24 protein-coding genes are annotated in these 26,672 nt (G+C 71.2%); 12 read left to right on the top strand and 12 right to left on the bottom strand.

Annotation, left to right across the window (positions count from 1 at the left end; translation table 11 throughout):
• Positions 1–83: 83 nt before the first annotated feature.
• Positions 84–815 (top strand): sigma-70 family RNA polymerase sigma factor, encoded by a 732-nt coding sequence (locus tag J8N05_RS30690; protein WP_407699945.1) that lies wholly within the window; start codon positions 84–86, stop codon positions 813–815.
• 81 nt (positions 816–896) lie between these two features.
• On the opposite strand, the gene J8N05_RS30685 is transcribed toward J8N05_RS30690, so the two are convergent.
• Both J8N05_RS30685 and J8N05_RS30680 read right to left on the bottom strand, forming a co-directional pair.
• Positions 897–2,336 carry a hydrolase gene (locus tag J8N05_RS30685; RefSeq protein WP_210888664.1) on the bottom strand — a complete coding sequence of 480 codons (1,440 nt, stop codon included), beginning with the start codon at positions 2,334–2,336 and terminating at the stop codon, positions 897–899.
• A 152-nt stretch (positions 2,337–2,488) separates the two neighbouring features.
• A complete protein-coding gene (locus tag J8N05_RS30680; RefSeq protein WP_210888663.1) occupies positions 2,489–3,124 on the bottom strand; it encodes a TetR/AcrR family transcriptional regulator in 636 nt (211 codons plus the stop codon).
• A gap of 177 nt (positions 3,125–3,301) precedes the next feature.
• Here J8N05_RS30680 and J8N05_RS30675 point away from each other — a divergent pair, with 177 nt between their 5' ends.
• Entirely contained in the window at positions 3,302–3,976 is a 675-nt protein-coding gene (locus tag J8N05_RS30675; protein WP_210888662.1) for a TMEM175 family protein, read from the top strand.
• 24 nt (positions 3,977–4,000) lie between these two features.
• Here the strand turns inward: J8N05_RS30675 and J8N05_RS30670 are convergent, their stop codons facing one another.
• Positions 4,001–4,744 carry an LmeA family phospholipid-binding protein gene (locus J8N05_RS30670; RefSeq protein ID WP_210888661.1) on the bottom strand — a complete coding sequence of 248 codons (744 nt, stop codon included), beginning with the start codon at positions 4,742–4,744 and terminating at the stop codon, positions 4,001–4,003.
• Between the two features lie 499 nt (positions 4,745–5,243).
• Between J8N05_RS30670 and J8N05_RS30665 the strand changes: the two genes are divergently transcribed.
• From J8N05_RS30665 to J8N05_RS30655, 3 genes are read left to right on the top strand one after another with little or no spacing between them, the layout of a single operon-like run.
• Complete coding sequence (locus J8N05_RS30665; protein WP_210888660.1) at positions 5,244–7,466, top strand: MMPL family transporter; 2,223 nt, start codon at positions 5,244–5,246, stop codon at positions 7,464–7,466.
• Positions 7,463–8,164, top strand: a complete 702-nt coding sequence (locus J8N05_RS30660) for a response regulator transcription factor (protein ID WP_210888659.1) — start codon at positions 7,463–7,465, stop codon at positions 8,162–8,164. Before J8N05_RS30665 ends, J8N05_RS30660 begins: the two co-directional genes overlap by 4 nt.
• Positions 8,161–9,615, top strand: coding sequence for a sensor histidine kinase (locus J8N05_RS30655; RefSeq protein ID WP_210888658.1), 1,455 nt, complete (start codon positions 8,161–8,163; stop codon positions 9,613–9,615). The genes J8N05_RS30660 and J8N05_RS30655 overlap by 4 nt, the downstream gene beginning before the upstream one ends.
• Positions 9,616–9,738: 123 nt before the next feature.
• Here J8N05_RS30655 and J8N05_RS30650 read toward each other — a convergent pair whose 3' ends face one another.
• The gene (locus J8N05_RS30650) at positions 9,739–11,724 is read right to left on the bottom strand and encodes an AfsR/SARP family transcriptional regulator (RefSeq protein ID WP_210888657.1); all 1,986 of its coding nucleotides are present in this window, start codon (positions 11,722–11,724) and stop codon (positions 9,739–9,741) included.
• Between the two features lie 213 nt (positions 11,725–11,937).
• On the opposite strand from J8N05_RS30650, the gene J8N05_RS30645 reads away from it, so the two are divergent.
• The gene (locus J8N05_RS30645; protein ID WP_210888656.1) at positions 11,938–12,816 is read left to right on the top strand and encodes an alpha/beta fold hydrolase; all 879 of its coding nucleotides are present in this window, start codon (positions 11,938–11,940) and stop codon (positions 12,814–12,816) included.
• Between the two features lie 116 nt (positions 12,817–12,932).
• Here J8N05_RS30645 and J8N05_RS30640 read toward each other — a convergent pair whose 3' ends face one another.
• Both J8N05_RS30640 and J8N05_RS30635 read right to left on the bottom strand, forming a co-directional pair.
• Positions 12,933–13,943, bottom strand: coding sequence for a DUF4214 domain-containing protein (locus tag J8N05_RS30640; protein ID WP_247706789.1), 1,011 nt, complete (start codon positions 13,941–13,943; stop codon positions 12,933–12,935).
• Positions 13,901–14,131 (bottom strand): hypothetical protein, encoded by a 231-nt coding sequence (locus J8N05_RS30635; RefSeq protein ID WP_210888654.1) that lies wholly within the window; start codon positions 14,129–14,131, stop codon positions 13,901–13,903. The genes J8N05_RS30640 and J8N05_RS30635 overlap by 43 nt, the downstream gene beginning before the upstream one ends.
• A gap of 261 nt (positions 14,132–14,392) precedes the next feature.
• Here J8N05_RS30635 and J8N05_RS30630 point away from each other — a divergent pair, with 261 nt between their 5' ends.
• The gene (locus J8N05_RS30630; protein WP_210888653.1) at positions 14,393–15,301 is read left to right on the top strand and encodes a hypothetical protein; all 909 of its coding nucleotides are present in this window, start codon (positions 14,393–14,395) and stop codon (positions 15,299–15,301) included.
• A gap of 21 nt (positions 15,302–15,322) precedes the next feature.
• Here the strand turns inward: J8N05_RS30630 and J8N05_RS30625 are convergent, their stop codons facing one another.
• Genes J8N05_RS30625 through J8N05_RS30615 form a run of 3 tightly spaced genes read right to left on the bottom strand, consistent with a single transcriptional unit; the run spans position 15,323 to position 18,377 of the window.
• Complete coding sequence (locus J8N05_RS30625) at positions 15,323–16,009, bottom strand: response regulator transcription factor (RefSeq protein WP_210888652.1); 687 nt, start codon at positions 16,007–16,009, stop codon at positions 15,323–15,325.
• Positions 15,973–17,166 (bottom strand): hypothetical protein, encoded by a 1,194-nt coding sequence (locus J8N05_RS30620; protein WP_210888651.1) that lies wholly within the window; start codon positions 17,164–17,166, stop codon positions 15,973–15,975. Before J8N05_RS30620 ends, J8N05_RS30625 begins: the two co-directional genes overlap by 37 nt.
• Positions 17,163–18,377: a sensor histidine kinase gene (locus J8N05_RS30615; protein ID WP_210888649.1), complete on the bottom strand. Its 1,215-nt coding sequence runs from the start codon at positions 18,375–18,377 to the stop codon at positions 17,163–17,165. The genes J8N05_RS30620 and J8N05_RS30615 overlap by 4 nt, the downstream gene beginning before the upstream one ends.
• A 283-nt stretch (positions 18,378–18,660) precedes the next feature.
• On the opposite strand from J8N05_RS30615, the gene J8N05_RS30610 reads away from it, so the two are divergent.
• Positions 18,661–19,521: an esterase/lipase family protein gene (locus tag J8N05_RS30610; protein WP_247706566.1), complete on the top strand. Its 861-nt coding sequence runs from the start codon at positions 18,661–18,663 to the stop codon at positions 19,519–19,521.
• Positions 19,522–19,731: 210 nt separating this feature from the next.
• On the opposite strand, the gene J8N05_RS30605 is transcribed toward J8N05_RS30610, so the two are convergent.
• From J8N05_RS30605 to J8N05_RS30595, 3 genes are all read right to left on the bottom strand, one after another.
• A complete protein-coding gene (locus J8N05_RS30605) occupies positions 19,732–21,006 on the bottom strand; it encodes an MAB_1171c family putative transporter (protein WP_210888648.1) in 1,275 nt (424 codons plus the stop codon).
• A complete protein-coding gene (locus J8N05_RS30600) occupies positions 20,999–21,637 on the bottom strand; it encodes a ParH-like protein (protein ID WP_210888646.1) in 639 nt (212 codons plus the stop codon). Before J8N05_RS30600 ends, J8N05_RS30605 begins: the two co-directional genes overlap by 8 nt.
• Before the next feature lie 61 nt (positions 21,638–21,698).
• Complete coding sequence (locus J8N05_RS30595) at positions 21,699–22,139, bottom strand: helix-turn-helix domain-containing protein (protein WP_210888643.1); 441 nt, start codon at positions 22,137–22,139, stop codon at positions 21,699–21,701.
• 292 nt (positions 22,140–22,431) lie between these two features.
• Between J8N05_RS30595 and J8N05_RS30590 the strand changes: the two genes are divergently transcribed.
• The 4 genes from J8N05_RS30590 (at position 22,432) to J8N05_RS30575 (ending at position 26,633) form a co-directional block, all read left to right on the top strand.
• Complete coding sequence (locus J8N05_RS30590) at positions 22,432–24,321, top strand: AfsR/SARP family transcriptional regulator (protein ID WP_210888641.1); 1,890 nt, start codon at positions 22,432–22,434, stop codon at positions 24,319–24,321.
• A 184-nt stretch (positions 24,322–24,505) separates the two neighbouring features.
• Positions 24,506–25,651 (top strand): radical SAM protein, encoded by a 1,146-nt coding sequence (locus J8N05_RS30585; protein WP_210888639.1) that lies wholly within the window; start codon positions 24,506–24,508, stop codon positions 25,649–25,651.
• Complete coding sequence (locus J8N05_RS30580; RefSeq protein WP_247706565.1) at positions 25,648–26,394, top strand: iron-containing redox enzyme family protein; 747 nt, start codon at positions 25,648–25,650, stop codon at positions 26,392–26,394. The genes J8N05_RS30585 and J8N05_RS30580 overlap by 4 nt, the downstream gene beginning before the upstream one ends.
• Complete coding sequence (locus J8N05_RS30575; protein ID WP_247706564.1) at positions 26,391–26,633, top strand: aroma-sacti cluster domain-containing protein; 243 nt, start codon at positions 26,391–26,393, stop codon at positions 26,631–26,633. Before J8N05_RS30580 ends, J8N05_RS30575 begins: the two co-directional genes overlap by 4 nt.
• Positions 26,634–26,672 lie beyond the last annotated feature (39 nt).

The following is a 26,672-nucleotide window of genomic DNA, read 5'->3' as shown; positions in this document are numbered from 1 at the left end:
CGCAGCATGCGTACGCGCCATACGTACGCACCATGCGCACGCGCCGCCGGTCCGGATCACGGATGACCCGAGAAGGACACCTGGTGATCACTCCTGCCCCGCCCGTCCCACACGGCGGAAGCAACAACGGCGACGCAAGCGACAGAAGCGGCGCGAGCGGCGCAAGCGGCAACGGCGACGCAAGCATCGGAAGCGACAGAGACGGCAGTGGTGGTGAGACCGCGGCCTCCGCCGACGAGTCGATAACCGCCTGGGCGCTGGCCGCCCGGGGCGGCGACCCGGACGCGGTCGACCGCTTCGTGCGCGCCCTGCACCGTGACGTCGTGCGCTATGTCGCGTACCTCTCCGCCGACCCCCAGGCCGCCGACGACCTGGCCCAGGACACGTTCCTGCGGGCGCTCGGCAGCCTGCACAGATTCGAGGGCCGCTGCTCGGCCCGGACCTGGCTGTTGGCCATCGCGCGCCGCGCCGTGGTCGACAGCCTCCGGTACGCCGCCGCCCGGCCGCGCCTGTCCGACGTACCGGACTGGCGGCTGGCGGTCGAACGGGCCCAGCCGCGCGGCCTGCCCGGCTTCGACGACGGGGTCGTACTCCTCGATCTGCTGGCCGCGCTGCCGGACGAGCGTCGTGAGGCGTTCGTTCTCACGCAGTTGATGGGGCTGCCCTACGCGGAGGCGGCCGCGCTCAGCGACTGCCCCGTGGGAACGGTCCGCTCCCGGGTGGCCAGAGCCCGGGCCACGCTCATGGACCTGCTGGCCGACCCCGACCCCCTCACCACCGCACCCGCACCCACACCCGCGGCCCTGGCTGCCTGACGGGGCTGACGAGGCAGAAGGGGCTGAGAAAGCCGACGGAAGGGGTGCCGGCGCAAGTCACCGGCACCCCTTCCCCCTGGTTCACACAGCGAGCCTGATCGCTTCGAGCCAGAGGTCGTTGTTGTGGGTGCCGGCGTAGGTGAAGTCGAACCCGGACTTGGGATCGTCGCATTCCAGGCCGAGCCAGGCGTCGTTGTGGACGTGGGCGGCCTGGCAGACGCTGCTGCTGCCGCCTCCGACGTTGATGGTGAACCCCAGCATGTTCGGGGCGTCCTTCTTGGTGCTGCCGACGTAGTTGTCGATACCGTCGGCGGCGCCTGACCACGGGTCGGGGAAGTGCCCCTCACCGTTGGTGGAGTCCGGGTTGTGGACGAAGGCGGCGCTGCTTGTGCCCTTGGTCCCCGACACGGCGATGTTGACGGCCTTGAGCGGCGTCTCCTCGCCCACGGTGCCGGCCGTCGCGCCGTCGCACACGGCGTCGGTCCAGCCCTTGCCGGACACGTAGACCCGGTAGCAGATGTGCCGTCCGGTCGGGTCCTGGGCGGCGAGTTTCTGGACGGCGGTCGCCGCGGTCCGCTCCGGGGGCTTGGTCTCCTCGTCCCCGGAACCGCCGCCCCCGCCCCCGCCCCCGGCTCCCGCTCCGCCCGGCTTCTGCGTCTCGGTCGCGGCCGGGGGTGTCGTGGGGACGGAGGGCGGGGCCTTCGGCGCTTCGGGGGTCGGTGAGAGGGAGGGTGCCAGGGTGCTGACGCCGGCTTCCTCGATCTTCTCCGTGGCGGTGCTGCGGACGCTGGGCTTGTAGGCGATCCAGAGCATCACGAAGGTGATGGCGAGTGCCATGAAGATGCCGAGGAAGGTGGCGAGCCAGCGCGGCAGGAACCCCTTCTGGACGTACGTCCCTTCCACACCCAGCGGATCCACCCCCGACCGCTGGACAGCCAGTGTGTAGGGCCGGGACTCCTTCGACCCGAACCAGATGATCTGGCGCGGCTTGAGCGTCGTCTTCACGAACGCGGCACGGCCCGGCTCGATCTGCACGTTCGACGGATGGACGTCGTACGAGAGCTGGTCCCCGTTGTCGCTACCGCTCACCGACGCCGTCAGCTTCGTATTGCCGAGGTTGTCCACGGCCAGCTTCGGCCGCCCCCGGAAACGCCCCTTCACGGTCGGCGGCACCAACTCCGCCCGCACCTCCGTGAACGGAGTGATCGTCAGATTCCCCTCGGGAACGGTCGTCGCGTCAGGATGCTCGGTCGGCGTGACCCGGACCGCGTACGGATTCGGGCCCGCCGTCGCATCCGGCGTTCGCGGCGGCGAGAACGTCACATCCACCGAGCCGGTCGTCCCCGGATAGAGCCGCAGCACCTGCGGCTCGACTCTGGCCCACGGCGCCAGCGGACCGACCGCCTCGAAGCGGTACTCGTCCACCACATCACCTGTGTTGCGCAGACGCAGTCGCACGGTCGTACTGTCACCCGGGTCCACGGTCGCGGAGGCGGGTTCCAGAGAAGTCCAAAGGCTCACTCTCGGACGCTAGTCGCACCGCGGGCACCCGGTCAGGAGGCGGCAGGGCACGACGGCTGCCCTCGGAGACGCACCCGACTGCCCCCACACGGGACCGCCTCGTCCGCAGGCCGTTGTGACCTCGTCGTGTACGCAGCGCTCCGGACCGCCGCTCAAGAGTCGAGCTGTCGGTCGATTCCTGTGATCACGGTTTTGAGTTGGCGTTCGAAGCGTGTCTGGTTGTTGTCGCGGGCGTGTCCGGACGCGGCGACGAGGGGGACCTCGGGGCCGAGCCGCCGGTCGCGCTCCTGGGGTGAGTAGCGCGAGGGGTCGGCGGAGGACTGCAGCCGCTCCTGCTCCTCGATGACGAAGCCGACGACGAAGGCGGTGACCGTCTCGGTGGCGTCGAAAGCGGCGGCGGGCGGGACGCCGGCGGCGACCCAGCGCCGCAGCCAGGGTTCCTGCGCCTTGAGGACGTCCGGGTCGGTGATCAGTGTGCCGCTGAAGGTGCGGGCGCCGTCGCGGTGTTCCAGGTACTCGGCGCGCAGCGCACCCGCGTAGGCGGTGAGGTCGTCGAGCCAGTCGCCGGTGGCCACGTGGCCCCGGAGCGCGGTCACGACGCGGCGCTGGATCTCGGTGCCCATCTCGTCCAGCAGGTCCTGCTTGTTGTGCACGTAGTAGTACAGCGCGGGTGCCTTGACCCCTAGTTGGGCCGCCACCGCGCGCACCGTCACCCCGTCGATGCCCTGGGTGTCGAGCACCTTCAGGGCCGCGGTCACGATGCCTTCACGGCTCAGCCCTTTGACCATGCTTGACAACTTACCTCAGCTGATCCACTCTCTCTGCAACCAGTTTTTAACTTAGTTAAAAACTGAGAATGCTCTGCGCGCCGACGTCCCTGACCGCGCCACCGGGTCATCGCCATCGCCACTGTCCTAGCGGTCACGTCCGCAGCCCTACCCCTCCGTCTCAGGGAAACGATCACCATGCACGCCAATCCCCGCGCCAGGTACCACGACGGCGACACCACGGCGGAAGCCGCCGTACGCTCCTCTCTGCCCGCGCACCGGCTGACGTACTTCAGCGACGCCGTGGTGGCGATCGCCATCACGTTGCTGGCGATCCCGCTCGTCGACCTCGTGCCCGACGCCATGGAGGACGGCGACAGCGCCGCCGAGGTCGTCACCCACCACATGGCGTCCATCAGCAGCTTCCTGCTGAGCTTCGTCGTCATCTGGCGCATCTGGACGGTTCACCACGAGGTGTTCGCGCGTACGGAGAAAGTGAGCCGCCGCATCGCACAGATCAACGTGCTGTGGCTGATGTGCATCGTCGTCCTGCCGTTCCCGGTGGAGATGATCAGCACCTACGGTGACGAGCCCTTCGTCCTCGCGCTCTACGTCGCCGTTCTGTTCGCCTCCAGCGTCACGCTCGCCGCCATGGCCCTCTCCCTGCACCGGACCGGCACCCGGCAGACGGCTCCCAGCAGAGAGGTCGTCGAGCAGGTGATGGGCAACGCCGCCTGTCTGGCGGTGGCCCTCCTGCTCGTCCTGGCCGCCCCCGGACTGGGATTCTGGCCGCTGGCCCTGCTGCTCGTCGACGGTCCCGCGCTGGCCCTCGTCCGCCGCCTGACTCCCCGCAAACCCGCCGGCGAGGCCTGAGACACGGGCACACTGATCCGTCGGTCAGGTCCCCGTGCGTTCGAGTTCGGCCCTGCCACCGGAGAGACCGGCCCGTAGGCCATCGTCCGTGACGGTCACCTCTGCCAGCCGGAGGCCGAGCGCGGCGGCCCCGCCCTGTGGCTCCGGACCGTCCTGCGTGGGCCGGGCGTCGACAGCCGTCTGTACGCGGTCCAGCAGAGCCGGTGGGGCGGGGGAGCCGAGTACTTCGCCGCCGGTCACCGACAGTTCCAGCTTGCCGTCGGCCACGGTGGGCGTGACCCGGATCGTGGCCAGGCCGCCCTGGACGGTCAGATCCAGGGTTCCCGCTGTGGGGTTGGTGGTGATGCCGGAGATCATGGCGGCGTCCATGCCGTCACCTGAAGCCATGCGCCGCGTCATGGCCTCGGTGGAGACGTCGGCGGTGACATGGGAGCCGGACACGGTGGTGGTGTGCCGAGCCCGGTCGACGGTGACGTCGGACAGCCGGGCTGTGACCGGTACGTCGGTGTAGCCGGCAGCGTCGGTGCGTCCCGAGACCGTCATCGAGGAGAGTGTTTCGTCGAAGGCGGCGAGCAGTACCGGACGTGAACCGAACGACACCTCGGGTTCGGAGCCGAGTCTGCCGTCGAGAGCGCTGGCCACCCGTGCGGCCAGCGCGTGCCGGACGACTGCCTCGCTCACCCCGGCGCCGACCACCAGCATGGTCACCAGCCCCACGGCGACGCGGCGCCGGCGTCGGAGCCAGGCCGACGAGAGCCGAGTACTCATCGATCGCCGTCCTCGTCCTGGGCCGACGTCGCCTTCGGCGGACGAGCGCAGACGACCGGCCGCCGCGGCCGGCGCCGGGACGGCCGTCGCACCGGGTGAGGCGGTCGGCACCGCCGCCTGCGGTGTTCGCGTTGTCTTCATGTTCTCCGTGTTCCTTGTTCCTTCGAGATTCCTTCGAGGCTCGACCCGGAGTCCGGCCCTGCTCCTTGACCGGGCGGGCGCTGACACAGCGGTGCCCGTGAGAGTGGGAAGGTCGGCGAGACGGGGGAGGGCCTGTGGGGTTCACGGCACACGGACGACGTTAGGGCGGTCCACCGGCCTGTGGGTAGCTGAATCGGCCCGCTGCCACGAACCGTCAGGAAACCGTCAGGCAAAGCGCAGCTTCCCGCGCTCGGGCCCCGGCCGTCAGGAAACCGTCAGGTACAGCGTGGGTGTTCCGTCAGGTTCCGCGGCTCGTATGAGGCCCAGTTGCCGATCCTGACCGGAATGAGTGATGACCATGGCTGTACTGCTGCATCGATGGGGGCTGTTCGCCGCGCGCCGACGCCGTGCGGTCCTTGCCGTATGGCTGCTGGTGGTGGCCGCGACGGTCGCGCTGAGTGTGGGCTTCGCGGGCACGTTCACCTCGGAGACGGAGATCCCCGGCTCACGGGCCCAGAGCGCCCTCACCGAGATGGACCGCCACTTCCCCTCGTCCGACCGCCGCAGTGCCGACATCGTCTTCGAGGCGCCTGAGGGCGCCTCGTTCGAGGACCCGGCCACGGCGGGGGCGATGCGGGAGTCGTTGACCGCCGCTGCCACCGTGCCGGGGGTCACCTCGGTCTCGGATCCGGTGAAGGCCGGGACGGTGTCACCGGACGGGCGTACGGCGGTGGCCCAGGTCCGGTTCTCCGCCGCGGAGCACGAGGACGTTCCCGAGGCCGATCTCGACGCCCTGGAGGACACGGCCGACAGCAGCCGCGCCGCGGGTCTCGAAGTCCTCTTCGGCGGTGACGCCTTCAAGGAGACCGGACCGCCGGTCGGTCCGGGCGAGGCACTCGGCGTACTGGTGGCCCTCGTGGTGCTGGCCGTCACCTTCGGTTCGCTGCTGAGCGCCGGCCTGCCGCTGATCACAGCCCTGCTCACCGTGGGCACGAGCGTGGCCGCCCTGACGGCGCTGGCCTCGGTGTTCGACATCTACGAGAAGGCACCGACCCTCTCGATCATGCTGGGGCTGGCAGTCGGTATCGACTACGCCCTGTTCATCCTGGCGCGCCACCGCTCCGAACTGCTGGCGGGCCGCACCGTACGGGAGGCGGCCGCCCGCGCGACCGCCACCGCCGGCAGCGCGGTGTGCTTCGCCGGACTGACCGTGATCATCGCGCTGGTCGGTCTGACCGTCACGGGCGTTCCCGCGCTCACCACGATGGGGCTCGGCGCCGCCGTGGCCGTGGCCGTCGCGGTGGCCCTCTCCCTGTTCCTCCTGCCTGCCCTGCTGACAGCGGCGGGCGAGCGGCTGCGTCCCAAGCCCGGCTCACGTACGGCGCGCAGGACGCGGCACGACAGCGGATCCGGTACCAGGCCCCCGGCGGGAGCCCGCTGGGTCGCAGCCGTCGTGCGCCACCCCTGGCGCACGGTCGTGACCGTCACCCTGGCCATGGGCGCGCTCACCGTTCCCGCCACTCAGCTCCAGCTGGCCCTGCCCGACGAGGGCAGCGAACCGACGTCGAGCGCGGTGCGGCAGACGTACGACAAGGTCGCCGAGGCATTCGGCCCCGGAGCGAACGGCCCCCTGGTGGTCCTGGTGAGCGACGCGCCGTCCGGGACCCTGAGGAGCACCGCCGAGGAGGTCGCCGACGAGTTGGGCGAGGTCGACGGCATCGCGCGTACCGCGCCCGTCGAGTACTCCGAGGACGGCGCCGTGGCCCGTGTGCAGGTCGTCCCCTCCACCGGGCCCCGTGACGCGGAGACCGGCCGACTGGTCACCGACCTGCAGGACCGCGTCGCGCCTTTGGCCGAGGAGAGCGGCAGCGACATCGCCGTCACCGGTCGCACGGCCGTCAGCATCGAGGTCTCCGAGAAGCTCAGCGCCGCCCTGCTGCCGTTCGCCCTTGTCGTCGTCGGACTGTCCCTCCTGCTGTTGCTGGCCGCTTTCCGCTCCGTCGCCGTCCCCCTCAAGGCGACCGCCGGATTCCTCCTGTCGGTCGGCGCCTCGTTCGGTGTGATCGTCGCCGTCTTCCAGTGGGGATGGCTCGCCGCGGCACTCGGTGTGCCGTCCACCGGGCCGGTCTCCAGTTTCGTTCCGATCGTCGTGATGGCCATCCTGTTCGGCCTGGCCATGGACTACGAGGTCTTCCTGGTCTCCGCCGTGCGCGAGGAGTACGTACGGACCGGGGATCCCCGTGGGGCGATCGTCGGCGGTGCCCGCCGTGCCGCGCGGGTGGTGACCGCCGCCGCCCTGATCATGGTGGTGGTGTTCGCGAGCTTCCTGCTCGAACAGGATCCCGCTCTCATGCCGATCGCCCTCGCGCTGGCGGTGGGTGTCGCCCTGGACGCGTTCCTCGTCCGGCTGACCCTGGTGCCGGCCGTCATGGCGCTGCTCGGCCGTGCCGCGTGGTGGCTGCCGGCGCGACTGGACAAGTGGCTGCCCGACCTGGATGTTGAGGGGGCACGCCTGGACCGATCCGCACCGGCGCCCGCACCGGCGACGCCCACCAAGACCGAGCAGGACATCTCTTCATGAACTCCCCGGACACGGTCCTGGTCGTCGAGGACGACGCCAACATCCGCGATCTGATGGACTCGGCCCTTCGTTTCGCGGGATTCGACGTCCGCTTCGCCGAAGACGTGCCGCAGGCCCTCACGAGCCTGGCCCGTGACATCCCGGACGTCATCGTCCTGGACGTGGGGCTGCCGGGCGGGAACGGCTTCGACGTCCTGCAGTTGATCCGCGCGCGGGGCGTCACCGCACCCGTGCTGTTCCTGACCGCCAGGGACGCCGTGGAGGACCGTGTCCGGGGACTGAGGCTCGGTGGCGACGACTACGTGACCAAGCCCTTCAGCGTCGTCGAGGTCGGCGCCCGTCTGCAGGCCCTGGTCCGCCGTGCGCGCGGCAACCTCGGCCCCGCGGTGGACGACGGCGTTCTCCGCTACGCCGACCTCGCACTCGACGACCGGCGCCACACCGTCCACCGCGGCGGTGAGAGCATCGACCTGTCGCCCACCGAGTACCGGCTTCTGCACTACCTGCTCTCCCACCCCGACCACGTCATGACCCGCTCCCAGATCCTGGAGGCCGTCTGGCAGTACGACTTCGGCGGTGACTCCGGTGTCGTGGAGCGCTTCGTGTCGAATCTGCGCCGCAAACTCGACCACGGCCGCGAACCCCTGATCCACACGGTTCGCGGCATCGGATACAGCCTGCGCCGCAGCGCCACGTGAAGCGGCCCCGCCGCGCCGTACCGCGCCCGCCCCGGCCGGTCACCATCCGCGCCCGGATCCTGGTCGGTGTCCTCGTGCTGCTGGCCGCCGGACTCATCGGCAACTCGATCGCCAGTGCCCTGACGCTGCGCGCCTACCTGGAACACCGGGCCGAGAACGCCCTGAGAGACGCCGGGGACCGCATCCACGAGACACTCGCCCAAGGGCCGCGGACGGTGCGCAGCGGCCAGATCGCCGCCCTGGTCGCCCCGGTCCTGGGCATCACCGTCATCGGCCCGGACGGTGAGGTCGCCGAGCAGGCCGGTGACGGTGTGCCCGACGAGATCAACGACCTGACCGCCGGCCGGCTGGACCAGGTCGTGACGGTCGAGGACCACCCGACCGTGCCGGACCTGATCGTCCGGCGCATCCCGACCACCGGCCTGACCGTCATCACACCGACGGGAGTGGTGCAGGCGTCCGCCGTCATCCTGACCGTTCGTACGGACGTCGACCGGGTGACCGTCACCGACTTCATCTCCCGCCAGTCGGCCAGCGTGGCCGTCACTCTCGTCGCAGCTTCCGTCACCGCGCTGCTGATACTGGAGTTCGGCCTGCGGCCGCTGAAGCGGATGGCGGACGCCGCCGGCGCGATCGCCTCCGGGGCCCGCCAGGAACGGCTGCCCACCTACGGCAGGCGCAGCGAGACCGACCGCCTCGCCGTCGCGGTCAACGACGCCTTCGACGTCCAGACCCGCGCGGAGGACAACATCAGAAGCTTCGCGGCCGACGCGTCGCACGAACTGCGTACCCCGCTGTCGACCATCTCCGGATGGCTCGACCTGTACCACCAGGGCGGCCTGACCGACCCCGCCGACCTGGACCGGGCACTGGAGCGGGTGGACGGCGAGGTCGGCCGCATGCGGCTGCTCGTCGAGGAACTCTCCCTGCTCGCACGTCTGGACGCCGGCCGCCCCCTGGAGTCCGACCACGTGGACCTGCGACGGCTCGCCGCCGACGTGGTGGAGGACGCCCGGGTCGTCGCCCCCGATCGCACCGTTCGTCTGCACGCCCCCGCCCTCGTCCAGGTGACCGGGGACGGTCCCCGACTGCAGCAGATCCTCAACAACCTGATCGGCAACGCGATCCAGCACAACCCGGCCGGCACCACGATCGACGTCTCCCTCCACGAGGCGCACGGCACGGCCGTCGTGCGAGTGAGCGATGACGGTCCGGGGATCGCCCCGCAGGATCTGCGCCGGGTGTTCGACCGGTTCTGGCGGGCCGAGGCCAGCCGTAGCGGGGCCCGCGGCGGATCGGGCCTGGGACTGTCGATCGTCCAGGCCGTGGTGCACGCCCATCACGGAACTGTGGAGGTCACCTCACCGCCCGGGGGCGGAACCACCGTCACGGTCGCTCTCCCACTGCCGTCGCCCCAGGACCGGCCGCCCGTGCCGGACGGCACCTTGTGAGCGGCCCCGCCGCGCCCCGGGACGGATGGACGACTCACGGGTCAGGAATCGTCGGACGCGTTCTGAAGGGTGCGGAAGTCCTCGTGGAGCGCCGGGTCGATCGCCTGTCGGACCGTCCGGACCTCAGCGCAGCGCGGTCTCGATGGCCGTCAGACAGTCCGCCACGGGCCCCAGGGTGATCAGGCCGCTCCCGGCGCCCGCCACCTCCGCCGCGGCCGGAGCCAGTTGAGTCCGCGCTCGCGCCAGCACGTCACGGTCTCCCACGGCTACCGCGGCGCGTGCCACCAGACACCACAGCGCCTCGAACATCAGGTCACGTGCAGGGGAGGGAATGCCGCGCAGGGCTGAGGCGGCGGCGTCGGTTTGTCCGGCCTCCACGAGCAGTACGGGGCGTACCCACGGCTCGTACGGGCCCCAGTCGGTGCCCGGCTCCTCGTGCGGTGCCACGCCGTGCGTCAGGCGCAGACACAGTTGCGCGAGGGGCAGCAGCCCGTTCTCCAGTCCGGGCATGCCGGCACCCCGCAGGGACCGGGCGGCCTGCTCGTACGCCTCCTCGGCGGCGGCGAGGGAACCGGTCGTGGCGGTGCGCAGTGCCCGGAACCAGTCGGTGAAGACGGACACCAGGGGCAGTTCGTGGCGGGCGGCGAGTTCGTCGACCGCGGCGGCGTGGCGGTCGGCGGCGGTCAGGTCCGCCAGGGCGCAGCGCGACTGGATGCGGATGAGATGACCGAGCACTTCGTAGTGGACCAGGCCGTGGGCCGCGGCGAGAGTGGTGATCTCGGTGCCGATCGCGTCCCGCCGGGCCGCGAGGCCGGCGCGGCGGAAGGACTGCATGAAGACCCCGTTCAGCGCGAACGCCAGCAGGGAGGGGTCCTCAAGACGCCGTGCCATCTCCTCGGCCTGCCCGGCCGCCTGCAGTGGACGGGCCAGGGGGCCGGACGCGGCCGTGTCCGCGGGCAGGGTGCCACGTGACTCGACCGCGATGGTCGACAGCAGTCGGCAGCGTGCGGCGTCCTGGGTGTCCTCGGCCAGGGAGCGCAGGGTGCGTTCCGCGGCGGCCACGAGCCAGCGTGACTGCTCGGGATCGTCGGCGCGCGGCCAGATCGCCGGAACGTCGTAGATGCCGATCACCCGCGCCGTCAGCACCGGGTCGTCCAGCTGCTCCGCTGCGGCCACCGCGCTGACCCGGTGACGGCGTGCCGCCTCCAGACCGCCGCCGCCCGTGACCGCGAGGTCCCGCATCAGGCCGACGGTGGACTCCAGCCGGGTGCGGGCGCTGCTGCCCAGCGCGCCGTCGTAGGAGGCTGTCGCCTGTTCCCACACCTGGTTGACGGTGGTGTCCGCCGTGCCGGGATCGAGGTGGTCCGCCTGCCGGAGGATGTCCTCCTCCAGACGCCGCAGCCGGGGCCCGGGGTCCATGCCCAGGTGTTCGCGCAGCATGCTGCGGGCCCGGCGCAGTACCGACAGGGCGTCGGCCTGCCGTCCCGACCGGTACAGCGCCAGTGCCAGCATCCGCCAGGCGTCCTCCCGCCACGGATGGTCGGTCACGTGTGCGTCGAGAGCGGGTACGGCGTCGGCCGGGTTGCCCAGGGCGATCATGGCCTCGGCACGTCGTTCGACCGCGTGCAGCCGCAGTTCGGTCAGCCGTGACCGGGTGGAGCGCAGCCAGCGTTCGTCGCCGAAGTCGGCGAAGGCGGGGCCACGCCACCAGTTCAGGGCCTCGTCCAGCACCTCCAGGACGCGGGCGGGGCGTGCGTCACCGAGGTTGTTCATGGACCTCTCGAACCGCCATGCGTCCACGTCGTCCTTGGGGACGCGCAGGGCGTACCCGGAGCCCTCGGTCACCAGGAGTTGCGAGGGGGTGCGCGGAGGGCGATCCGGTTCCAGACCCCGCCGCAGGTCGCCGACGAAGGTGCGCACCGTGCCCACCGCGTTGGCCGGCGGCTCCGTCCACATGTCCTCCACCAGCCGGGCCACCGGGACCACCTGGCGTTGTGCCACGAGCAGCCTGGCGAGGAAGGCACGGTGACGCGGCCCCTTCAGGACAAGCGCCCGGCCTGTCTCGTCCCAGGCCGTCACCGCTCCCAGCACTCCGAATGTCACGCGCACCGCTCTGTCGTCCGTTCTCGTCTCGACTACCTGGCCAACTTACAAGCGTCGGCCTGGTGGCCCGGCACACCGGCGCCGGCGGGGATCACGGCCGCTCGATCCGAGGGCGCGGACGTTCATCGGCTGCTGATTCGCGGCGCCCAGTCTTGGGTCATCGCCCGGAGCGCACCTCGCACCGGCACGTACACCATGACCTGAAAGGGCGCGTCAGCCATGACTCAGAGCATCCCCGGATTCGACTACCAGCGGGTGGCGGTCGCCGACGGCGTGGAACTGAACGTCGCCGTGGGCGGCTCCGGCAGCCCCGTCGTGCTGCTGCACGGCTTCCCCGAGACCCACCTGATGTGGCGGCACGTGGCCGAGGACCTGGCCGCCGACCACACCGTGATCTGTCCCGACCTGCGCGGATACGGCGACAGCGACAAGCCCGCCGAGACCGGTCCGGACGTCTACTCCAAGCGGACCATGGCGGCGGACACCGTGGCCGTGGCCCGTGCGCTGGGACACGAGCGGTTCGCGCTCGCGGGGCACGACCGGGGCGCGCTCGTCGCCTTCCGGGCCGGCATGGAGCACCCCGACGCCGTCACCCACCTGGCCTGCCTGGACGTGCTGCCGACGCTGGACATGTGGGAGGCGCTGCGCGGGGTGCAGGCGGCGGTGGGCTTCCACCTCTACCTGATGGCGCAGCCGCCCGGCCTGGCCGAGCAGATGATCCAGAACAGTTCGGACGCGTTCTTCTCCTACTTCCTGGACATCTGGACCAAGGACCCCAAGGCCATTCCCCCGGCCGTCCGGCAGGTCTACCTCGACGCAAGCCGCAACGCCGTGCCGTCCATCGTCGCCGACTACCGCGCCTCCGCGGGCATCGACATCGAGCACGACCGGGACGACCGCGCCGCGGGCCGCAAGCTCACGATGCCGCTCTCCGTCCTCCAGCAGGACTGGGGCGCCGCCCTCGGCTACGAGGCGGCCGCCCTGTGGGGTGCCTGGGCCGAGGACCTGGACCACTCCACGGTCTCCTGCGGCCACTTCATGGCCGAGGAAGCCCCCGAAACGATCGCCAAGGCCCTGCGCGACCTGATCGCCCGCTGATCACCGGGTGCCGGCCCTTGCCCCGCGTACCGGCGCGGTCCGGACCGTGCGCAGCGACCTCAGAAGCAGACACGCAGAAGCAGGCAGGCGTAAGCAGACAAGCAGAAGCTGTTCGCCTACCACCAGCCTTCGACGGCGGTCTGGTACTCCGGTGACGCGACGAATCCGATCAGGGCGTCCTGCTGGTTGAGTCCGCGCATCAGCTGGTCGGTCCAGTCCCGCCATCCCGCGGCATCCGGCTGTCGGCGCAGGTAGCGCTGGTAGAGATCCCGGCTGTGGTTGCGGCAGTACTCCTCGGACAGTACGAAGCCACGTGCGACCTCGAAGCGCGGCATGCCGTCCTGCATGCGCCGACGCCAGAAGTCGAGGCCTCCGGCGTCCGGCGGACGGCCGAGCAGGCGGCGGTAGAGGGAATCGATGAACGCGTCGTCCGCCGGGTACTTGGCCCGGTACTCGGCACTGTCGAGGAACGCGACGACGGCCGACTGGCGTCCCATGCCCTGCTGCAACTGGCCGCGCCAGCCGACCAGGCCCGCGTCGTCAGGTGCCCGGTCCAGCAGAGCGAAGTACAACTCGGTGGCGATCTGTCCGGAGTACTCCTGCGAGTAGCAGAATCCGCGGGCCACATCCTGGGGACCGGCACCTGAGAACAGGCTGCGGACCCAGCCGTCGAGACCGTTGTCGTCGAAGCGGCGCCCGAGCACATCGCGGTAGAGCGACGCCACCCAGATGTGGCGCCGGTAGACCGCGCGGATCCCCGCGCGGTCGTCCGCGGCGGGGACCGACGGTGTCGGATAGAAGGGGTTCATCGTCGAACCGGGCACCGAGGTGTGATCCAGCCCCAGCGAGTGACCGAATTCGTGCACCATGACCGTCAGTAGGTCGAAGCCATTGCCGGTGAATCCCTCCTGCCAGGTCTCGTCCTCGTCGAAATGCGCGTCTCCGGCCAGCGTTCCGGCATTCGGTGGCGGGAAGAACGCGTGCGCGAGGACACCTCCGGGTCCGTCGAACGGGAAAGCATCGCCGTGCTGACGCGCACCGAAGAGGATTTCGACGTTGGGCTCCCCGTCGGTCTCACGGAATATCAGCGGAACCACCGATGCCCACCGATCCCAGGCCGTCGATATAAGGCTGCGTTGACGCCCTGAATCCAGGTCGGGACCGTTTCGGTGTCCAGCGTCCCTGCAGCCGGCAGCAAGGCCATGGCCTGGCAGGCCCGCACGGCCGCCGGGCCCTGAGGGGAGCCGAGGGCCGCTTCGACCGGGAGATAGCCGAACTGCCGCAGATAATCGAGCGCACGTTTGTCGTCGGGCATGGTGATCACCTGTCTCTGGCTCACGCCTCCGGATTTCGCAGCATCCTGCGGGGGCAGCGCGTTGGCCAGCCCCGGGGAGCAGGAATCCCGCCTCTCACTTTTGGTCAAGATTCATTTCTTGCTTCCGCAGGAATCAAGAGTTTTCGAACGCGCGTCCCGTCGGTCTTCTCTACGCTTAATGGCGGGTTGACTGGAACTCGACGGAGAGGGACGCTCCCTGCGACCGCGCTCCGCGGAGGAAAAAAGGAGGGGGATTCCGCTATGGAAATCGACGCGGACTCGGCGACGTTCCTCTATGTGCATGGTGCCGGCAATAAGCCGCCGGAGGACGACCTCAAGCGTGCCTGGGACGAGGACTTGTTCGAGCGGGACATGGGTGAGCGGACTCGGATGGTCTACTACGCCGACCTGCTGCACGACCACCCGGCCGCGATCGCGGCCGACGCGTGCGGCACGGGCGGTGCGTTGGGGGCGCTCGTGTCCGACGCGTTCGCCGATACCGCACTCGTCGAAGACACCCAGGTTCGCGAGACGTTCGGCAAGATGACACCGGATGGGCAGGAATTCGCCCTCGCCCTGACCATCAGCATGGCAGCCCGCGCCGCGAGCACGACCGGCTTCGCCCCGACCGCGGTCGCCCGCCCGGCTGCTGGCGTCGCCACGCTGCTGCCGTTGCCCGCCCCGCTGCGTCGCCTTCTGCTGCGCCAACTTCTGAGTCACCTCATCCCGGATGCCAACGGGTACTTCTTCACCGGCGCCCGGGACACGATCAGGGACCGGCTACGCAGGGCCCTCGGCGCCGTGGACGGACCCGTTGTGGTGATCAGCCACAGTCTGGGCACTGTCGTCGCCTATGACGTGCTGAGCGAGGCCGGATCTGCTCGGAAGGAGGTCCCCCTGTTCATCACGCTGGGTTCGCCACTGGGTTACACCGAGATCCAGGACGTCATCACGCGGCCTCTGAAGGTTCCCGTCCCGGTACGGCTGTGGACGAACTTCGCCGACCCGCTCGACCTCGTCACCCTGGACACCACCCTGGCCGACGACTTCAGGACCGGGGCGAAGGTGATCGCCGACATCGCGATGGACAATCCCTCGCCGAACAACCATGCGTCCTGCGGCTATCTGCGATCCCGGCGCCTGCGTGAGGCTGTGGCCGAGGCGACGTAGCACGGCCTCGCGTCGTCGGGTTCAGTGCTCGTTGAAGGCCGCCGATTCGTAGCCCGTGATGTCGTCGGGGGTCACCAGGCCGTCCTCGATGGCCCGGGCCAGCATGTCGGCCTTGGTCGGGGCGGTTCTGCCGACCTGGGCGTACTTGACCCTCGCCCGGCGGATGTAGATGTCCACCGTGTGGACCGAGACGCCCATGCGCCGGGCCACGGAGGCCTTCGACATGGACTGGAACCACCACAGGAGAGCCGTACGTTCCTGGGAGGAGAGACGGGGCCGGCTCGCGCCGCGGTCGCCGACGAGGACCCCGGCGGCGGTCGGGGTGACGTAGGGCCGGTCGCCCGCCGCCGCCAGCACCGCGTTCACGAGGTGCGCCCGGCCCTCGTTCTTCGCGACGAACTCGCACGCGCCGGCCTCCAGCGATTCGAGGACCACCCGCTGCTCGGTGAACTGCGAGAAGGCGATGACCCGTTGACCCGCCGCGGCCAGCGTGGCGATGTCGTCGACGACGAGGCGGCCGTGCAGGTTCAGATCGAGAATGAGGACGTCCACGGCACCGGGCCGCACATCCACGGCTTCGCCGGTGTGCCGTACCGAGATCCGCGGCTCCTGGGACAGCCAGGCCTGGATGCCTTCGATGACGACGGGGTGGTCGTCGACGACGGCGACGCTCAGGGAGCCGGACGTAACGGCCACCGGGTTTCCCACCACAGCTGCTCCTCCTCCTGGTCGTACATGGAGGAGGTGGTGAGAAGGCCCGGCGGTTCCACACGTGTCTCAGCGGGCGCGTCGGCCACCACGCTCACCGCGACCTCCTCGGGTGTGGTCACCACGGTCAACCGCGCCCGGGTGGCGGCGGTCGCCAGGACCAGCAGGGTCCCCTCCGCCAGTTCGCGGCGGACGGTCGGGGGCAGGTCGGGCAGTTCGCCGTAGCTCAGCAGGGAGACGCGTACACCACGCCGCTCGGCGACGTCGGCGCAGGCCCGCAGCTCGTGCAGGAGCGGGTGCGGGGTGTCGTCCGTCTCCACGAACAGCCTGCGCAGGCGGGCCGCCTCGACGGCCGCGCGGCGGCGTACGACGGTGTCTCCCGGGTCCAGGCGGCCTTCGGCGAGACCTCGCAGCAACGGTTCCACCCTGATGCGCAGGTACGCGTAGCGGCGCCGGCGCTCGGTGTGCACCGTCTCGTCGGCCGTGGCCCGGGCCAGGTGCTCCGCCTGCGCGGCGGCGGTCTCGGTGGCCTCCCGCGCACCGTCGTCGAGCTGCCTCACCAGATAGGCGAAGGTCAGCTGGATACCGGCGGTGACGTACACCGAGGCCAGCAGACGGGAGAGGGTGACGTGGTCGAGTGCGCCGTCGGCGGCCAGGAAACCCACCGTGACGGCCGTGTTGGCAACGAGCAGGGTGATCAGTTCCCACAGCGGGCGCTGCATCAGGAGCAGCATGCCGAACCAGCCCACGGTGTTCCACGCCCAGCCCACGTCGCCGATCGCCCCGCCCGGCGGGTAGGCGGTGGCGGCGGCGACGCCGGTGAGCAGCGCCGCCCCCGCGAGGATCCGCGCGGTGCGCGCGCCGAGCGCGGAACGCAGCAGCAGGACGGAACCGATCGTCTGGACGAGCGTGAGGGCCAGCCAGGCGCCCGCGGCGACGGCCGGCGGCTCGTACACCGACCAATTCCTGAGCACCCGCACGGAGTCCAGACCCAGGTGCCAGACGCCGACGATCGCGACCAGCCCGATGTCGACGACCTTGCCGAAGCGGGTGGCGACCACGCCCTCGACGACATCCTCGACGGCAGTCCCGACGGCGTTCGCAGCGGCGGCTTCGGTGACGTCCGCGGTGACGTTTTCGACCGCGTCGGCAGTCATGGTTCCCACCTCAGCACGACGCGTGTGCCGGAGCCGGGGGAGGACGTGACACGGGCGCTGCCGCCCACGGCGGTCATCCTGCCCTGCACCGATTCGCGCAGACCGCGCCGGTGGGCGGGAACGGCCGCGGGGTCGAACCCGCGTCCGCTGTCGCGTACTTCGACGGCGACGCCCCCTTCCCCGACGCGTCGGGCCGCGACCCGGGCGGCGCGGGTGCCCGCGTGCCGGGACACGTTGGCCAGGGCCTCGGCGGCGCCGTGCGCGAGGGCCTCCACGACCTCGTGGGGCAGGTCCAGCGGCGGCACGTCGAACTCGACGTCCAACGCGGGCAGGCCGACGTGCCGCGTCAGTACGACGGTACGCAGCGCGACATCCAGTGGTGCCGGGCCGCGTGCCACGGCGCGTGCCGTGTCGGGGTGCGCCTGGAGGCCCTCGATGACGGCCAGGTCGGCCGCGGCCCGTTGCGGCAGCGCGGCGGAGCCACGGGTGATGCTGCCGGTGCCCACCATGGTGAGCGTGGCGAGCACGGTGTCGTGCAGCAGTCGCTGCTGGTCCAACTCGTCGCTGCGGGCGGCGGACCGGGCACGTTCCGCCGCGCGGGCGGACGCCTCCTCGGACAGCGCGAGGTCCGCCCTTCGCGCTCCGCGTCGCAGCAGGGCCACGACGGCGGCGGCGAGCAGCCCCTGGAGCACCAGCACCACGGAGGCGTCCCGTAGGCCGGCGCCCACCGCGTGGGCCGTCGCGATGGCGATCGTCGAGGCCGCCGCCAGCGGCAGGCGCAGCGTGAACTGGGCGATGAGCACTCCGGTGCGGGCGACCATGTCGATCCATCCGGAGCCCGCACTGGCTTGCAGGACCTCGGCCGGGACCAGGCCGCCCTGCGCCAGGCAGAGCGCCACGACGATGACGGTGTCACCGGCGTAGAGCCAGGTACGAGGATGCGGCCTCAGTGTCAGAACGGTGAACAGGCCGCTCCACAACAGCAGTCCGACGACCGCGACGGCCACCCACACCGACCGGGCGGGCGGTGCGAAGCCGACCACGGCGACCAGGGCCGCGCCGAGGGCACCGGCCGCACGCAGGACAGCGGCCAGGCGCGCGAACCGGCGCCGGAGTTGGAGCTGGGCGGGCCCTTGCGTCGTAGCGACGCTTCCACCGTGGGGATTCCCGCTTCCGCCGAGAAAGGCAAGGGGATTCGCCCCGTTGCTCACAGTGCTTCCCCCGCGTTTTCCCCGCATACGGATGAGATCGGTCCGTCAGCGTAGACGAACGCGACCGCGCACGACAGAGGCGAAGAGACGCGGAGGCGCGGAGGCGAAGAGGCGGAGAGGCGTGGGGGAGTGGGGCATGGAGGAGCAGGGGCGGGCGCGGGGCCGGCTGCGGGGACGGCGGCGCTGTCACGCGTTCGCGTGACATGTATTTCTCCGGGCGGTCCCTTAATTTCAGACCAAGAGTTCAGCAAAAGCAACTCACCACACATCACGGGGAATTCACATGCAGAGGTCATTGAAGCGGCTCACGCTGTTTCTTTCCGCGGTGCTGGCACTCGCCTTCACCATGCTCACGGTGATGCCGGCGGGCGCGGCGCCGAGCCACTCGGACGGATCGCGCAACCGGGTCATCTTCGTTCACGGGTTCGCGCCGACCGGAAAGCACGACTGCGCCAAGTACTTCTCGTCCGCCCGGAAGCATTTCAAGAACAAGAACTGGAAGGGCAACCTGCTCACCTTCGGTTACTACAAGGGTGACAAGAACTGCTCGTACAGGTACAAGAACGGCACCCGCAACAAGTCCCTCAACACCGTGGCCAAGGTGTTCGCGAACTACGTCGCCGACAACTACTCCAGCAAGAACGAGAAGGTCGACGTCGTCGCCCACTCCATGGGCGGTCTCATCGTCCGTGCCGCCCTCTACCACAGCAGCAAGGGCACCCCGGGCTTCCCGAAGAAGCTCTACATCGAGGACGTCGTCACCCTCGGCACCCCGCACGGCGGAACCAAGGCGGGCTACGCGTGCAGCGGGATCTTCGCGCAGTGCAAGGAGATGAAGCCGAGGAGCGCGTTCCTCAAGAGCCTCGGGACGGCCATGCCGAAGTCCAACAGGCGAACCGGCTGGACCACCGACTGGACCACCGTGTCGTCGTACAACGACGGAGTCGTCTCCGAGGCGTCCGGTATCGCCGGCATCGCGAAGCACGAGGTCCAGTACCAGGCCGGAATCGGTCACAACGAGCTGAAGACCGTCCACACCGGAAGGCACAAGAGCAGGATCAAGCACCCCAATTGGAGCGCCTGGTCCAAGCGTGTCTCTCCCGTGGAACAGGCGCGCCTGTCGGTGCTTCTCTCCTCGATGTGATCTCCGTTCCCTCGCGATAGAAATGCGGCCGTCCCCTCAGGGGCGGCCGCATTGATCTGCCGTCGTGAATCCCGAGCGCGGGTGGCGGGGGCGAGCAAGAAATGCACGCACCCCGGCAGGAACGCCGGGGCCTCGTGCGGCCACGGGGCGCCAGGTATCGCCGGTCACGGACCGCCTGATGGCCTGTCCGCGGCCTGTCCGTGTTCACCGTCACCGCGGTCCGTCCTGGAGCCCGATGGCGTCCGTGCGGGCCCGGACGCGCGCCGCGGCGACCTCGGGAGAGGACACGAAGGCGGCGGTGACCAGGAGGAGCCATGCCACCTCGGCGGCGACGGTGCCCGCTATCTGCTGCGACACGGGGCTGGAGGAGTGCACGCCGGCCGGGGCCCGCCCGGCCCGTTTGCCCTCCAGGGCGGCGGCGATGGTGGCGGCCTCCACGACGGCGCGGACCTCCGCCGAACGCTCACCGGGACCGACAGGACCGACAGGACCGGTGGGGCCGACGGCCGTCCCGTAGGTCCCGTCGGGCGCCGCCCGGCCGGTGGCGTCGGCGGGGAAGTACGGACGCAGGGCCAGGTGCCCGTCGCGGATCTCTATGACCCGCCGGTAGAGGTCGAACTCCGCACGCCACAGCACCGGGCGGCGAGGGGCGGCGGGATCGAGCGCTATCTGCGGCAGTTCGGTGCGCAGCGCCGACCACAGCGGTTCCAGGGCCCGGTGTCTGCGGTACGCGGACAGCCAGCGGCCGGGCGCGGCGAGGGGCCCGCCGGACGCGCTCGCCCACCAGGTCGCGGTGGCCCCGCCGGTGGCGAGGGCGGCGGTGACGGCGCCCAGCACACTGCACACCGCGTCCTCGCTGGCCGTGTGGAGTCCCTGGGTCAGGTTCATGGGCACGTACGTCAGCACCCACAGGGTCCATACGATGCCGAGGAGCGCGGCGAACGTCATCAGCCGTAGTCCCGTGCGCATCGGTCCCGCGGCCACCTGCCGGGTCTGCCGGACGAGTTCACGGGTCAGGACGAGCAGGCACCAGGTGCCGTACGCGGCGAAGAGCACGTTGTACACGGCGAGGAACCACCGGCGGTCCGGCGGGGCGGTCGCCAGCCCGCTCTCGGCCCTGACGCCCGCCATGAGCAGGACGGCGGCTCCGGTCACCAGGACCGCCGCCGCGAGCCGGAGCTGCCGTCTCTGTGCTCCGCGGTCGGGGCCGGCGGGCCTGAGCGAGAGCCCCACCAGCAGCAGCAGGACGTGCGCGAAGCTCTTGAGTTCGTGGGTGACCAGCATGACGACGGTGTCCAGCGGTGCCAGGTCCCGCAGGGCGGACATCACGACGGGGGCCCTGAAGAGCATCGCGGCCCCCATGCAGCCGGCGAAACCGGCGATGTACCGCTGGGCGGGGTCGGAGCCCCGCCAGATGATCAGCGCACGGTAGAGGGCGAAGGACAGGAAGAGCGCGGCGGCGACGAGACTGCCCAGGTCAGCCATCGGCGCCGTCCGTCACATCCGTCATGCTCGCGCTGTCCGGGCTGTCCGGGCTGTCCGGGCTGTCCGGGCCGTCCGGGCCGTCCGGGCCGTCGGCGGGCCGGTCGTCCCCGGCGGGCTCCTGGTTCCCGCTCCGTCCGAACAGGGTGTGCAGCCGCGGCCACTCGGGCCCGGTGGGTCCCGTCCGGGCGAGGTGCGCCGCACGGGTCAGGATGAGGGAGGCGACCAGTTCGGCCTCCTGCTCCTGCGGTTCGGTGTACACGCTGCGGCTGAGGACGCGCCGCACCAGTGCCGGGGGTAAGTCGGGCAGCAGGATCCGGGCGGCGGCCGACGAGGCGGGTGCCGTCTCGTAGTGGCCGCAGATGACGTGTGCCGCCTCGTGCAGCAGGATGTGCTGCTGGTGCAGCGGCGTGGTGTCGGCGGCATAGACGATGTAGTCGGCGCGGTCGGTGGTGATCAGCACTCCGCACGGGATGTCCGACTTGGAGCGGACCGGCATCAGTTCGATGGGCCGGCCGCGCATCCGCGCGAGCGCACCGATGAACTCGGTCGCGTCGAAGGGAGTGGGCAGGTCGAGCCCGTCGACGATGCGCCGACACAGCCGCCGCTGCCGCCCCCGCCGGTCACTACGCACACGCTGTCCTCTCGCCGCCGCCGGAACTCGCGAGTCCACCGCTCCTGAGCCCATGCGCCGGTTACGGTCCGGCGCCGCCCGCGTTCTCGCGGCGGGCGATGACGTCGATCATGTCGCTGATCGTGCCCATGCCCTCGGGCGAGAGGTTGACCGCGCGCAGCGCCACGCTGCGCACCTCGGCGTCGCGCAGCGCGTCGAGCAGTTCCAGCTGTTTCGCGATGACGTCGCCCTGCTCGTCGTCGAAGAAGTAGACGACGGGTACGTCGAAGAACTTGGCGAGGGCTTCGAGATGGCGCTTGGTGGGATTTCCGCGCCGCCCCGTCCGCAGTTGCCACAGATAGGTGGCGGAGAAGCTCTCTCCCGTCGCCTCACGACAGGCGCGGGCGACCTCCTCGTGGCTGTACTGCTCGCGGTTGGGCCGCCGCACGACCCGGAACAGCGCGTCGATGCGGTCCGCCAGCATCGAGTCCGACGGTGTCGACGCGGGTTCGCTCTCGTCCATCACGTGCCTTCCGCCCTTCGGCGCCGCCCCGGTGGGCCGACCGTACGCGCCGTTCATCCTAGCTGACGCCCCTCGTCGCCGGACAGACCGAAGACGAAGGCATTCCGGGAAACCGTGGCGAAACGCGGGCGACAACTTGCGTTCTCCTGGTGGCAGTTGGGTGCGACCTTCGTCGGGTGATCACCATGGGGAGCGAGGTGCATACTCACCGTTTACCCGTGCCCAGAGCATCTGGTATATGTCAGCGTCTTGATACATTCATCTCAGCTCATGACCGAAGGGTGGACCGGATATGGGCGAACCACCGTGCACCGGCTTGCGGTTCTCCGTCCTCGGACCGTTGTCCGCACACGCGGCGGACGCGGCCGGCGGACACGTCCTCCCCCTCGCACTCGGACCGCTCAAACAGCGGCTGCTCCTGGCCATGCTGCTGTGCCGCCCCCGCACCCCCGTCCCGCTCGACCTGCTGACCGACACGCTGTGGGACGGCGAGCCGCCCCGGACGGCCCGGAAGAACATCCAGGTGTACGTGTCGGCCCTGCGCCGGCTCCTGGACTCGGTCGGCGCCGGTGACCGGCTCGTCCACCAGGCGGGCGGCTACCTGCTGCGGGTGGACGACGACGAGCTCGACGCCCTGCGCTTCCAGCGCCTGGTCCGCGCCGCCCGCGAGGCCACGTACCAGAACGATCTCGCCCAGGCCTCCGGCATGCTGCGCGAGGCGCTCGGTCTGTGGCGCGGCCCCGCACTGCACGACCTGCGGTCCTCACCGGCACTGCGGTGCGAGGCCGACCGGCTCGACGGCCGCTGTCTGCAGGCGTACGAGAGCTGGGCCGAGACCGAACTGCGGCTGGGCAACTCCTACGAGGTGGCCGAGACCATCGGCGAACTCGTCGAGGAGCACCCCGAGCGCGAACGGCTGCGAGCCGCCCAGATGAACGCCCTCTTCGACCAGGGACGCCAGACCGAGACCCTCGCCGCCTACGAGGGTCTGCGCCAACTCCTCGCCGCCGAATACGGGTTGCAGCCGAGTCCGGCACTCCAGACGCTCTACCGGTCGATGCTCTCGGGCGGGGGCGGCGCCACCGGCGGCGTGTTCGGCCCGGCCGGCACCCGGCACGTACCCCGGCCGGACCGGCGGCCGGCCACCCTGCTGCCGCCCGACCTGCCCGACTTCACCGGCCGCCGGGAGCAGTTGCGCACCCTGCTCGCCCTCCTGGCCCGGGGCGACGCGGGCCCGCGGCTGGCGGTGGTGACCGGGCCGGCCGGGACCGGCAAGACCGCGCTGGCGGTCCACGCGGCGCACCGGCTCGCCGACGCGTTCCCGGACGGCAGGGTGCTGATCCGGATGCGGGACACGGCGGGCCGGGCCCGGCCGACCGTTTCGGTACTGGCCGAACTGGCCGAACTCATGGGGTCGCCCACGCCGTCCACCGCGCGGACCGTCAGCACTCCGGAGCCGGACCGCACGGCGGCAGCCTGGCGCGGCTGGCTCGCCGGGCGGAAGGTCCTGGTCGTGCTGGACGGCTGCGCCGACGAATCGTGTGTGCGACCGCTCGTGCCCGACACCGGTGCCAGCGCGGTCCTGGTCACCGCGCGGACCCCGCTGGCCGGCCTGACCCCGGCGCACCGGCTGGAGGCGACGGCGTTCGACACCGCGGAGTGCCTGGAACTGCTCGGCAGGATCGTCGGCCCCGCCCGGCTCGGCGCCGGCCGGGAGGCCGCGGCGCACATCGTCACCGCCACCGGGATGCTGCCCCTGGCGGTACGCGTGTGCGGTCTGAAACTCGCCGTACGACGCCATCTGCCGCTGGACGAGTACGCCCGGCGGCTGGCGGACAGCCGGACGGTGCTCGACGAACTCGTCGCAGGAGACATGGACGTACGGCCACGGCTGGCGAGCGGCTGGCAGGACCTGTCCCCGGCGGACCGCTCGGCGCTGTGCGAACTGTCCGGCCTCCCCGAGGGCCCCTTCACCCTCGCCCAGGCGGCGGCCCGGCTCGGCCGCGGACAGCACGAGGTGCTCCGCAGGCTGGAGTCCCTGATGGACTCCGGTGTGCTCCTCGCGCCGGACAGCGAGATCACCGCCCATGCCGCACGGTACGAACTGCCGCGGCTCATCCGGGTGTTCGCCCGTGAACAGGCCGCCCTGCGACAGCCGCCGGTCACCCGGATACCCGCCTGACCCTCCCCGCCGGGCTCCGCCGCCACCTGGGCCTTTACCGGATCCCAACCGCTTCGGTCCGCGTCCCGAACCGTCCTGTCCGACGCTTCGGAGGAGGCCGACCCCAGAGACAGGGGCCGACCCCACAGACGGACAACGACTCCACGGACGGACGCCGACCCCACGGACGGAGGGTGAGCACGCCATGCAACTCGCCGAGCTGATGTCCCTTCGCCCGGTCCCGTCCGCGGGCCTGCTGGTCACCGTCACCGGGCGCTGCCCGCTGCACTGCGCGCACTGCTCCACCACCTCGACCATGGCCTCACCCGAGCCGGACGCCGCCCGGCTCCTGAGGTTCGTCGGTTCCTTCGAGGCCACCGACCGCCCCGAGGTCCTGATGCTGACCGGCGGCGAACCACTGCTGCGCAGCGACCTCACCGCCGAGCTGGCCGGCCGGGCGCGCGCCGCCGGCACCCGGGTCGCCCTGCTCACCGGTGCCTGGTTCGCCGCCCGCGGCGGCGGAAACCGCCCCGGATCCGGACCCGGCGGGCCGGACCGCGCCGTGATCCCGCCCGCCGTCATGCGGGCGATCGGCAGGCTCGACCACTTCTCGGTGAGCATCGACGCCTTCCACGAACGCGAGGTCCCCCGCGCCCGCGCCTTCTCGGTGGTGCGGCAGGTCCTCGACCGGGGGATCGCCTGCAGCTTCCACGTCGTGGGCGACGGGCCGCGGGACCCCTACCTCGCGGACGTGACCACCGACATCCGCCGCACGTTCGGCGACCGTGTCCCCATGCTGGTCAACTCGCTGCGCCCGGTGGGACGCGCCGCCTCCTGGGCCGCCGCGAGAGCCGTTCCCGACCCCGACCCTGACGTCGACACCGACCCCGGCCGGGTGCGGCCCTGCTCGATGGCCGCCTGGCCGGTCGTGGCGGCCGACGGCACCATCCTGGCCTGCTGCAACCAGCACACGGTCGACCGCCGGCCGGCCCCCGCCCATCTGACGGTCGGCCACCTCGACGGGAGCGACTGGACCTCCGTGAGCCGACGCGTACGTTCGGCGCCCGCCCTGCGGATGATCAGGACGGTGGGGCCGGGCCACATGACCGCCCGCTACGGCACGGCGGCCGGTGCCGGTCCGCGGCCGGGGTACTGCGACGGGTGCCGCTCTCTGGGCGAGCACCCCGAAGTCCTCGCCGCCGCGGACCGGCTGGCCGGCGGCCCGGCGGGTGCGCTGCTCGACCTCCACGTGACGCAGCGGCAGCGGGAGGCCGGCCCGGTGTCCTTCGTACGCCGACACGGCACGGCCGGGTACGAGGACCTGGTCGCCCTGCCCGGAACACCGCGATGAACACCGCGATGGACACCGCGACGAACACCGTGATGAACGCTGCGGTGAGTGCCTCCGCCGGCCTCCGGGCGCGGCTCGCGCTCACCGAGCCGATGGTGCGGGCGGCCACCGCCGCACTGTGGCGGCCCACCGGACTCGGCCCGCGCTACGCGACGTACCTCGCGGTGATGCACGGCGTGATCCGGGCCTCGGTCCCGCTCATGGAACGCGCGGCCACGCTCTGCGCCGCGCTCCGCCCGTACGATCCGGTCGCCGCGCCGCTGGAGCGCTACCTCCGGGTCCACGCCGAGGAGGAACGCGGCCACGACGACTGGCTGCTGACCGATCTCGCCGCGCTCGGCGACACCGCGGCGGCGCTCGCGGGTGAGCAGCCGCCGCCGTCGACCGCCCGTTTCGTGGGGGCCCAGTACTACTGGATCGAGCACCACCACCCGGTCGCCCTGCTCGGGTACATCGCCGTACTGGAGAGCAACGCCCCCGCTCCCCGGCTCGCCGACCACCTCGCCGCTTCGGGCGTCCCCGAGGCCTCGCTGCGCACCGTGCGCGCACACGCCGAGCTGGACGACGGACACACCGCCGACCTCTTCGAGCTGCTCGACGCCCTTCCGCTGACACCCGCCCTGCGGCGGGCCGTCACCACGAGCGCCCTGCACACCGTGGACGGCCTCATCGGGCTGTTCGCCCGGATCGCAGGGGAACCACGCCCGATCCACCGCCGCCCGGGAGGAACGCACCCGTCATGAGCGAACACCTGGAAGAACCCGTGGCGGCCGGCGGTCCCGGCGACCGCGGGGACGACACGCTCCGCGCCCTGGAGATCCACGGCTTCGGACTCGCCGCACTGACCGACGAACAGCGCCAGGTGCTGCGGGACCTGAGCGCGGAGGAGCTCGAACTCGTCCTCGACCTCAAGGAACGGCTCGACGAGGCGGGCCCCGAGGTGCAGGCGCACAGCGAGATCGCCGGCGGAGCGCTGTTCTGACGCCGGGGCGCCCGTGCGGCCCCGCGCACCCCGCGCCGA

It is taken from the genome of Streptomyces liliiviolaceus (genome assembly GCF_018070025.1).
Lineage (GTDB): Bacteria > Actinomycetota > Actinomycetes > Streptomycetales > Streptomycetaceae > Streptomyces > Streptomyces liliiviolaceus.
The sequence above is the reverse complement of the archived record's forward strand: the minus strand, read 5'-3'. Positions and strand labels throughout refer to the sequence as shown.

Bases quoted from the DNA above. Each gene is read 5' to 3' on its own strand.
- J8N05_RS30680 (WP_210888663.1), bottom strand. From the start codon at position 3,124: ATGGTCAAAGGGCTGAGCCGTGAAGGCATCGTGACCGCGGCCCTGAAG.
- J8N05_RS30675 (WP_210888662.1), top strand. From the start codon at position 3,302: ATGCACGCCAATCCCCGCGCCAGGTACCACGACGGCGACACCACGGCG.
- J8N05_RS30670 (WP_210888661.1), bottom strand. From the start codon at position 4,744: ATGAGTACTCGGCTCTCGTCGGCCTGGCTCCGACGCCGGCGCCGCGTC.
- J8N05_RS30665 (WP_210888660.1), top strand. From the start codon at position 5,244: ATGGCTGTACTGCTGCATCGATGGGGGCTGTTCGCCGCGCGCCGACGC.
- J8N05_RS30660 (WP_210888659.1), top strand. From the start codon at position 7,463: ATGAACTCCCCGGACACGGTCCTGGTCGTCGAGGACGACGCCAACATC.
- J8N05_RS30645 (WP_210888656.1), top strand. From the start codon at position 11,938: ATGACTCAGAGCATCCCCGGATTCGACTACCAGCGGGTGGCGGTCGCC.
- J8N05_RS30635 (WP_210888654.1), bottom strand. From the start codon at position 14,131: ATGCCCGACGACAAACGTGCGCTCGATTATCTGCGGCAGTTCGGCTAT.
- J8N05_RS30630 (WP_210888653.1), top strand. From the start codon at position 14,393: ATGGAAATCGACGCGGACTCGGCGACGTTCCTCTATGTGCATGGTGCC.
- J8N05_RS30620 (WP_210888651.1), bottom strand. From the start codon at position 17,166: ATGACTGCCGACGCGGTCGAAAACGTCACCGCGGACGTCACCGAAGCC.
- J8N05_RS30610 (WP_247706566.1), top strand. From the start codon at position 18,661: ATGCAGAGGTCATTGAAGCGGCTCACGCTGTTTCTTTCCGCGGTGCTG.
- J8N05_RS30605 (WP_210888648.1), bottom strand. From the start codon at position 21,006: ATGGCTGACCTGGGCAGTCTCGTCGCCGCCGCGCTCTTCCTGTCCTTC.
- J8N05_RS30595 (WP_210888643.1), bottom strand. From the start codon at position 22,139: ATGGACGAGAGCGAACCCGCGTCGACACCGTCGGACTCGATGCTGGCG.
- J8N05_RS30590 (WP_210888641.1), top strand. From the start codon at position 22,432: ATGGGCGAACCACCGTGCACCGGCTTGCGGTTCTCCGTCCTCGGACCG.
- J8N05_RS30585 (WP_210888639.1), top strand. From the start codon at position 24,506: ATGCAACTCGCCGAGCTGATGTCCCTTCGCCCGGTCCCGTCCGCGGGC.
- J8N05_RS30580 (WP_247706565.1), top strand. From the start codon at position 25,648: ATGAACACCGCGATGGACACCGCGACGAACACCGTGATGAACGCTGCG.
- J8N05_RS30575 (WP_247706564.1), top strand. From the start codon at position 26,391: ATGAGCGAACACCTGGAAGAACCCGTGGCGGCCGGCGGTCCCGGCGAC.